Genomic DNA, 7,389 nt, shown 5'->3' on the forward strand with positions numbered 1-7,389 from the left:
TCATTTTCATGCCAAATTCGAAAATATTATCGCAGCAATACAATGTCCTTCTGTTCGACGGGTTCTCGAACCATTGCCTTGCGAACATGGTCGAACCGTTGCGGGCGGCAAACACCCTGTCGCGGCAGGCGTTATATGCATGGCGCTTCTGTTCGCTTGACGGCAACCCTGTTCAAAGCTCCAGCGGCCTTGTCGTCACCCCGAACGGGGCCATCGGCGATCAACAGGGGGATTTTCTTGTTGTCATGCCGTCATATGGATACCTGAAGCTGGATACGCGGTCGACCATGCGTGCCGTGCTGGCTGCGGCCAAGAAACACAAGCACCTGGCCGGGCTGGATACGGGAAGCTGGCTGCTTGCCAGCGCCGGATTGCTGGATGACCACAGGGCAACCATTCATTGGGACGAATTTTCGCGGTTCGAAGAAAGGTTTCCGGCGGTAGAGGCCGTGCGGGAACGGTTTGTCATCGATGGCAACCGTCTGACCTGTTCCGGGGCCATGGCAGCCTTCGATCTGGCCCTGACCCTTATCCGCCGGGATCACGGCCCGCTGCTGGCGATGGAGGTCGAGCACCTGTTCATGAGCCGGAACGGGCGTGGCCATTATGACCTGCCTCTGAAATCCGAGGACACGCTGGTCAATCGTGCGCTGACCGTCATGCAGGCGCATCTTGAAGCACCGCTGTCAGTCCGGAGTGTGGCCCGGAAAATCGGGTGTTCGCAAAAACGGCTTGAAACGCGTGTTCAGGCGGAATTGAATACAACTCCGCAAGCGCTGTACCGGCGTCTGCGCCTGAACCGCGCGCGCAATCTGGCCGAGGATACGGAACAATCCATCGCCGAAATCGCGGGGCGCTGTGGATATGAAAACGCCAGCGCCATGACCCGCGCGTTCAAGGCCGAATTCGGTCAAACGCCGACCGCATTTCGGAATGGAAACCTGTCGGGGCGATGAGCCCGGACTGGCGGGAAGCCGTTTGTTGCTTTTCACAACCTGCAATAAAGCATGCGGTTTTCTGATATCACTCCAGCGAAACCCACAGAATCCTGGCGTCTTCGTCGCTGGTCGAGATACAGCCATGGCCCATTCCACTGTCGTAATACAGTGAATCCCCGGCCTTCATGGGCAAGGGTCGGTAATGTTCGGAAAGGAAAATCAGCTCGCCGCTGAGTACATACATGAATTCTTCGCCAGAGTGCCGAATCCAAGTGTCGAACTCGGATACATCCCGCGCCTTGATCGTTGCGATATAGGGTAGCATCCGTTTGCTGGTCAGTTCGGAACACAGCAGTTCGTGATGATAGGTGGGCGTGGTCTTGAATTCTCCCTCGCCTTTTGGAGTGAAATCGCGGCGACCCGAGATGCCCGACTGACCCGATTGCAGGAACAGCTGTGGCGTGCTCATGTCGAGCGCCTGTGTCAGGCGCCGCACGATTTCAAAACTGGGCCGTGTCTGGTTGTTTTCGATCTTGGACAGAGTGGACCGACCAATACCCGCAGCACGGCCAGCCTCTTCCAAAGTCCAACCTTTTGATCGTCGCGCATCGCGAATGGAGCGGCCCAAAGCCTCGCCTTCGTCCGGTTCTTCCAGCCCGGAAACATCGTTTTGGCTTTCATCGACCATGGATTTCCCCCTGTTTTTCAAAGGCTACAGGTTTTCCCATACATACGCAACTTCTTGAATAAGAGATTCATGTTGCCTTATTGGATCTTTTTCCACTATTGGAAACAAAGTTTCGTACTGAGGATTCGGAACCGAAGGAGGGGATAATGTTCAAAACGTCGCTGAATGAGGCTGACCCGGTAATCGCCGCGTCGATCGCGCGCGAAGGAATACGGCAGGCGGAACAGATTGAATTGATCGCGTCCGAGAACATCGTCTCGAAAGCTGTGATCGAGGCTCAGGGCTCAGTCCTGACCAATAAATACGCCGAAGGTTATCCTGCGCGCCGCTATTATGGCGGGTGCGAATATGTCGACGAGGTCGAAGTCGAGGCCATCGAAAGGCTGAAACAGCTGTTCGGTTGTGAATACGCCAACGTTCAACCCCATTCCGGCGCTCAGGCGAACGGGGCGGTCAAACTGGCGTTGCTGAGCCCCGGTGACACCATCCTGGGCATGTCGCTGGATGCGGGCGGGCACCTGACACACGGTGCAAAACCTGCCCAATCCGGCAAGTGGTTCCGGCCGGTACAATACGGTCTGACCCAAGCCGGCCTGATCGATTACGACCAGGTGGCCGAGCTGGCCCGGGCGGAAAAGCCCAAGCTGATCATCGCAGGCGCATCGGCCTATTCCCAGAAGATCGACTTTGTCCGTTTCCGCGAGATCGCAGATGAAGTTGGTGCGTGGTTGCTGGCGGACATGGCGCATATCGCGGGTCTGGTCGCAACTGGCCTGCACCCTTCGCCCATTGGGCACGCGCATATCGTCACCTCAACCACCCACAAGACACTGCGCGGCCCGCGGGGCGGGATCATTCTGACCAATGACGAAGCGCTGGCGAAAAAGATCAACTCTGCCGTATTCCCGGGCTTGCAAGGTGGCCCGCTGATGCATGTGATCGCCGGCAAGGCGGTTGCATTCGGAGAGGCGCTGAAGCCGGAGTTCAAAGAATACATGCAGCGCGTTGTCGACAGTGCATCGGCTTTGGCCAATGTCATGATGGCGCGCGGATGTGACATCGTTTCGGGTGGCACCGAAAACCACCTGATGCTGGTCGATCTGCGCCCGATCGGTGTGACCGGCAAGGATGCCGAGGCCGCGCTGGAACGTGCCGGGTTCACCTGTAACAAGAACAGCGTTCCGGGCGATCCCCAGAAACCCACCATCACCAGCGGTATCCGTCTGGGCACTGCCGCCGGGTGCAGCCGGGGTTTTGGCCCTGAAGAGTTCAAACAGATCGGCCATCTGATCGGCGATGTTCTGGACGCGTTGGCGCAGTCGCCCGAAGGCGACGCGGCCATCGAAAAAGAAACCCGCGAAAAGGTTCGCGCCCTTTGCGCAAGCCACCCGATCTACTGAAAGTGCGCGAAATGAACACCTACGATCTGATTGTCATCGGAGGCGGACCGGGCGGCTATGTTGCCGCGATCCGCGCGGCTCAGCTGGGACTGAAAGTTGCCTGCGTCGAAGGGCGCGGCGCTCTTGGCGGCACCTGTCTGAACGTGGGGTGCATCCCCTCCAAAGCGTTGCTGACCTCCTCGGCCAAATATGCCGAGCTTGCACATCTCTCCTCCCACGGTGTTGCGGTCGAGGGGGCCAGCATCAATGTCGGCGCGATGATGGAGCGCAAGGACAAGATCGTGGGCGACCTGACCAAAGGCATCGCATTCCTGTTCAAGAAGAACGGCGTTGACCTGATCGAAGGTTGGGCCAGCATCCCTTCAGTCGGGCAGATCAAGGTTGGCGCTGACATCTATAAGGCAAAGAACATTCTGATCGCGACCGGGTCGGAACCTATCTCGCTACCGGGGATCGAGATTGATGAGCAGGACGTCCTGAGTTCGACCGGCGCGATTGCGATGGAAAGCGTGCCGGATCATCTGGTGGTGGTGGGCGCAGGTGTGATCGGTCTGGAACTTGGTCAGGTCTGGGCGCGTCTGGGCGCGAAAGTCACCGTCGTCGAATATCTGGACCGTGTGCTGCCCGGCATAGATGGCGAGATTGCAAAACTGGCGCAGCGGGCGCTGGCCAAGCGCGGCCTGAAGTTCCAGCTTGGTCGGGCATTGAAATCCGTCAACAAGACCGCGGCCGGATTGACGCTTGCTCTGGATCGGGTTGGCAAAGACAAGGAAGAGGTGATCGAGGCCGACAAGGTTCTGATCGCCGTCGGACGCCGACCGGTAACGCGCGGGTTGGGGCTGGAAGAACTGGGGGTAGCCTGCGACCCGCGCGGCTTTATTCAGGTGGATGACACATTCTGTACCTCTGTTCCCGGCATCTATGCCATTGGCGACTGCGTTCCAGGGCCGATGCTGGCACACAAGGCCGAAGAGGATGGCGTTGCCTGTGTCGAGATGCTGGCAGGCGAAGTGGGACATGTTGACTACAATACCGTGCCCGGCGTGGTTTACACCGACCCCGAGGTCGCCTCGGTCGGGCTGACCGAAGAAGCCTTGCAAGAATCGGGCATTGAATACGTGGTCGGGAAGTTTGCCTTCATGGCCAATTCGCGGGCGCGTTCGACCGGCGAGACCGACGGGGCCGTCAAGGTGCTGGCCAGTTCCGAAGGCAAGATCCTGGGCGCGCATATTTGCGGTGCGCATGGGGGAGATCTGATTGCCGAGCTGGTTCTGGCCATGGCCAAGGGCATCACGGTCGCCGAGGTCGCAGCCACCTGCCATGCCCACCCGGCGATGGGCGAGGCTGTGAAAGAAGCCTGCCTTGACGCCATGGGCCGGGCAATTCACGCGTAGCGGGGACCAGCCAGATGACCATCCAGCTAAGACCACGTCACCCGGAAAAAGCCAAAAAGGCCGACAGCGTCATTCCGCGCAAACCCAAGTGGATACGCAAGAAAAAAGGCGACAGCTCCGCCTATTACGAAACCCGGCGCCTGATGCGGGATCACAATCTGGCGACGGTCTGCGAAGAGGCGGCCTGCCCCAATATCGGCGAGTGTTGGTCCAAGCGCCACGCAACCATGATGATTATGGGCGAGGTCTGCACACGCGGATGTTCGTTCTGCAACGTATCGACTGGCCGCCCCGACGCGCTGGACGCTTTCGAACCCGGTCGCGTTGCAGCGGCGGTCAGGAAGCTGGGCCTGCGCCATGTCGTCATCACCTCGGTCGATCGCGACGATCTGGCCGATGGCGGGGCCGAGCATATTGCCCAGACCATCCGGGCGGTACGCCACCAAAACCCCGGCACCACGGTCGAAGTTCTGACCCCCGATTTTCTGGGCAAGGGCGACGCCGCCAAGGCAGTCTTTGACGCCGCACCGGACGTGTTCAACCACAATCTGGAAACCGTGCCGCACCTATATCCGACCGTCCGTCCTGGCGCGCGGTATTACACGTCGCTGCGGCTGCTGGATGATGCCAAGCGCGCCAATCCGGAACTATTCACCAAATCCGGCCTGATGGTGGGCCTGGGAGAAACACTCGCGGATGTGCGTCAGGTCATGGATGACCTGCGTGCAGCGCAGGTCGATTTCCTGACCGTTGGCCAATATCTGCAACCAACCCCGAAACACCATCCAATCGACCGGTTCTGGACACCGGAAGAGTTCGCCCAGCTGGAACAGATTGCCCGGTCCAAGGGCTTTTTGCACGTGTCAGCAACCCCGCTGACCCGGTCGTCGTTCCATGCGGACGAAGATTTCGCTGCTCTCAGGCAGGCTCGCCAGCGGGCTATCGCCAAAGGGGCATAAACCAAACGCAAATGGGAGGGAATCCATGGAAGCGTTAAATTCAATCGTAGGGGCCATCAATGGCGTCGTGTGGGGGCCGCTGATGCTGGTTCTCATCCTTGGCGTCGGCTTCTTCCTGCAGGTCGGACTGAAGTTCATGCCGATCCTGCGCATTGGCACGGGCTTCAGCCTGCTGTTCAAAGGCCGTGAAGGTCAGGGCGAAGGGCAGATCAGCCCGTTCAACGCGTTGATGACTTCGCTGTCGGCCACCATCGGTACGGGGAACATCGCCGGTGTTGCCACTGCTGTCTTCCTGGGCGGTCCGGGCGCATTGTTCTGGATGTGGATGACCGCCCTGGTGGGCATGGCCACCAAATATGCCGAGGCTGTCTGCGCGGTGAAATACCGCGAAAAGGACGAGCTGGGCAACTTCGTCGGCGGCCCGATGTACTACATCAAGAACGGTCTGGGCGCGAAATGGGCGTGGCTGGGTGTTGCCTTTGCCCTGTTTGGCGCAGTTGCGGCCTTTGGCATTGGTAACGGCGTGCAGGCCAATGGTGTTGCACAGGTTCTGGAATCGAATTTCGGAGTAAACACCTCGGTCACCGGTGTCGCTCTGATGGTTCTGACCGCCGCTGTTATTCTGGGTGGTATCACCCGTATCGGTGCGGTCGCCGGTAAACTGGTTCCGTTCATGGCGATTGCCTATATCGTTGCCGGACTGCTGGTCCTGATCATCAACATCGGCAACATCGGTCATGCGCTGTCGCTGGTCTTCACCTACGCCTTCACCCCATCAGCCGCCGAAGGTGGTTTCGCAGGTGCAGCCGTCTGGGCCGCCATCCGCTTTGGTGTGGCGCGCGGTGTCTTCTCGAACGAAGCGGGTCTGGGTTCCGCTCCGATCGCGCACGCTGCAGCCGAGACCAAAGGCCCGGTCAATCAGGGCCTGATCGCGATGCTGGGAACGTTCATCGACACTATTATCGTCTGTTCGATCACCGGTTTGGCGATCATCTCGTCAGGTGCGTGGACATCGGGGGAATCCGGTGCGGCGCTGACCTCGCTGGCGTTCGAGACCACTCTGCCGGGTATCGGCGGGTCGATCATCGCCATCGCTCTGTCGATCTTTGCCTTTACCACCATCCTCGGCTGGTCCTTCTATGGCGAGAAATGCGTCGAGTTCCTGCTGGGCGTGAAATCCCTGCTTCCCTACCGCATCCTGTGGATCATCGCGATCTACTTCGGTGCAACCGCGGATCTGGGCTTTGTCTGGCTGCTGGCCGACACGCTGAACGCCATGATGGCCATTCCGAACCTGATCGCCCTGGCCCTGCTGAGCCCGATCGTCTTCAAGCTGACGAAAGAGTTCTTCGCCTCGGGCGGCAAGTCCGAAGAGCCGGGCGGCGCGCCTGCCGAATAAGCTTGGTCTGACTTGAAACCGGGGGGCCATTCCGGCCCCCCGCCTTTAAAAACAGAATTCCATATCTCGAGGAGAGACGTGATGGTCACGAAAATCCTGCTGCCCATTGATCACACCGACGACCGTTCGTGGAAAAATGCCCTGCCAGTCGCCTTGGAACAGGCCAGGTTCTACGGGGCTGAACTGCACGCGGTTGCCGTTATCCCCGAGATCATCCAGCTGCCGAACCTTCCCGCAAACTATGGTGCCGGTGCCAAAGACCACGTGCGAAATGCGGTTCAGGCCATTCTGGATCATGGCAACGCATCGGACGTGCCTGTCCATGTTGAAGAAGGCAGCGTTTACCGTGAAATCCTCAAGCGCGCCTACAAGGACGGCTTTGACCTGATCGTCATGGCCTCGACCAAGGGTGATTTTCCGAATTATGAAATCGGTCCGAACCTGGCCCGTGTCGTGCGCAACGCGCATTGCACCGTCATGGTTGTTCGCGACCAATCCCGTTGAGTGAAAGGTTGGATCAATGACCGAGATTAGACGCACGCCGTTGTATGGGCTTCACGTTGAGTTGGGCGGCAAGATGGTTGATTTTGCCGGGTGGGAGATGCCGGTTC

7 protein-coding genes are annotated in these 7,389 nt (G+C 59.1%); 6 read left to right on the forward strand and 1 reads right to left on the reverse strand.

What is annotated here, in order from left to right; all coding sequences use genetic code 11:
- The first annotated feature begins 8 nt into the window (after nt 1-8).
- Nucleotides 9-956 carry a GlxA family transcriptional regulator gene (locus ACR0M3_RS15530; RefSeq protein WP_480911575.1) on the forward strand — a complete coding sequence of 316 codons (948 nt, stop codon included), beginning with the start codon at nt 9-11 and terminating at the stop codon, nt 954-956.
- Between the two features lie 67 nt (nt 957-1,023).
- Here the strand turns inward: ACR0M3_RS15530 and ACR0M3_RS15535 are convergent, their stop codons facing one another.
- Nucleotides 1,024-1,626, reverse strand: coding sequence for a helix-turn-helix domain-containing protein (locus ACR0M3_RS15535; RefSeq protein WP_480484283.1), 603 nt, complete (start codon nt 1,624-1,626; stop codon nt 1,024-1,026).
- Nucleotides 1,627-1,772: 146 nt separating this feature from the next.
- Here ACR0M3_RS15535 and glyA point away from each other — a divergent pair, with 146 nt between their 5' ends.
- From glyA to ACR0M3_RS15560, 5 genes are all read left to right on the forward strand, one after another.
- Entirely contained in the window at nt 1,773-3,026 is a 1,254-nt protein-coding gene (glyA, locus tag ACR0M3_RS15540) for a serine hydroxymethyltransferase (protein ID WP_480484282.1), read from the forward strand.
- A gap of 11 nt (nt 3,027-3,037) precedes the next feature.
- Nucleotides 3,038-4,420, forward strand: a complete 1,383-nt coding sequence (lpdA, locus tag ACR0M3_RS15545; protein WP_480911576.1) for a dihydrolipoyl dehydrogenase — start codon at nt 3,038-3,040, stop codon at nt 4,418-4,420.
- A gap of 14 nt (nt 4,421-4,434) precedes the next feature.
- Nucleotides 4,435-5,379: a lipoyl synthase gene (lipA, locus tag ACR0M3_RS15550; protein WP_480488769.1), complete on the forward strand. Its 945-nt coding sequence runs from the start codon at nt 4,435-4,437 to the stop codon at nt 5,377-5,379.
- Between the two features lie 25 nt (nt 5,380-5,404).
- Nucleotides 5,405-6,778 carry an alanine/glycine:cation symporter family protein gene (locus ACR0M3_RS15555; RefSeq protein ID WP_480488771.1) on the forward strand — a complete coding sequence of 458 codons (1,374 nt, stop codon included), beginning with the start codon at nt 5,405-5,407 and terminating at the stop codon, nt 6,776-6,778.
- 81 nt (nt 6,779-6,859) lie between these two features.
- On the forward strand, nt 6,860-7,282 hold the full coding sequence (locus ACR0M3_RS15560) for a universal stress protein (protein ID WP_480484278.1): 423 nt from the start codon (nt 6,860-6,862) through the stop codon (nt 7,280-7,282).
- Nucleotides 7,283-7,389: the final 107 nt, after the last annotated feature.

The organism is Ruegeria sp. O5 (assembly GCF_056535105.1).

Bases quoted from the DNA above. Each gene is read 5' to 3' on its own strand.
- ACR0M3_RS15530 (WP_480911575.1), top strand. From the start codon at position 9: ATGCCAAATTCGAAAATATTATCGCAGCAATACAATGTCCTTCTGTTC.
- ACR0M3_RS15535 (WP_480484283.1), bottom strand. From the start codon at position 1,626: ATGGTCGATGAAAGCCAAAACGATGTTTCCGGGCTGGAAGAACCGGAC.
- glyA (WP_480484282.1), top strand. From the start codon at position 1,773: ATGTTCAAAACGTCGCTGAATGAGGCTGACCCGGTAATCGCCGCGTCG.
- lpdA (WP_480911576.1), top strand. From the start codon at position 3,038: ATGAACACCTACGATCTGATTGTCATCGGAGGCGGACCGGGCGGCTAT.
- lipA (WP_480488769.1), top strand. From the start codon at position 4,435: ATGACCATCCAGCTAAGACCACGTCACCCGGAAAAAGCCAAAAAGGCC.
- ACR0M3_RS15555 (WP_480488771.1), top strand. From the start codon at position 5,405: ATGGAAGCGTTAAATTCAATCGTAGGGGCCATCAATGGCGTCGTGTGG.
- ACR0M3_RS15560 (WP_480484278.1), top strand. From the start codon at position 6,860: ATGGTCACGAAAATCCTGCTGCCCATTGATCACACCGACGACCGTTCG.